The sequence below is a fragment of the Natrialba sp. PRR66 genome, from assembly GCF_034808065.1.
Classification (GTDB): Archaea; Halobacteriota; Halobacteria; order Halobacteriales; family Natrialbaceae; genus Natrialba; species Natrialba aegyptia.
This window is the reverse complement of sequence record NZ_JAXHGN010000262.1, coordinates 1-238: the sequence shown is the minus strand read 5'-3', so window position 1 is coordinate 238 and position 238 is coordinate 1. Positions and strand designations below refer to the sequence as shown.

Annotated in this window: 1 protein-coding gene; it reads left to right on the top strand. The window is 62.2% G+C overall.

Going from position 1 to position 238, the window contains the following annotated elements:
• Positions 1-238: hypothetical protein (locus SM755_RS24170; protein WP_323174902.1), on the top strand; the 238-nt coding region annotated here is incomplete at both ends.

Below are 238 nucleotides of genomic sequence, written 5' to 3'. Positions count from 1 at the left end.
CTGGGGAACTTCCTGAAGGAACTCGCCGAAGCCGTGCTGAGCGGGCTCGCGCTCGCGCTGTCGGCCATCGACTGGGTGATCAGTCGGATTACGACGCTCGCGAGCGAAGCACTGCACTTCCTCCTCTCGAAGATCTACGACGCGCTGTACGACTCCTGGGAGAAGTTCCAGTTCCTCGCGTCGCTCCTCGGGTTCGGATTCCCGCTCAGCAAACACCTCGACCGCAAGCAAGTCCAGC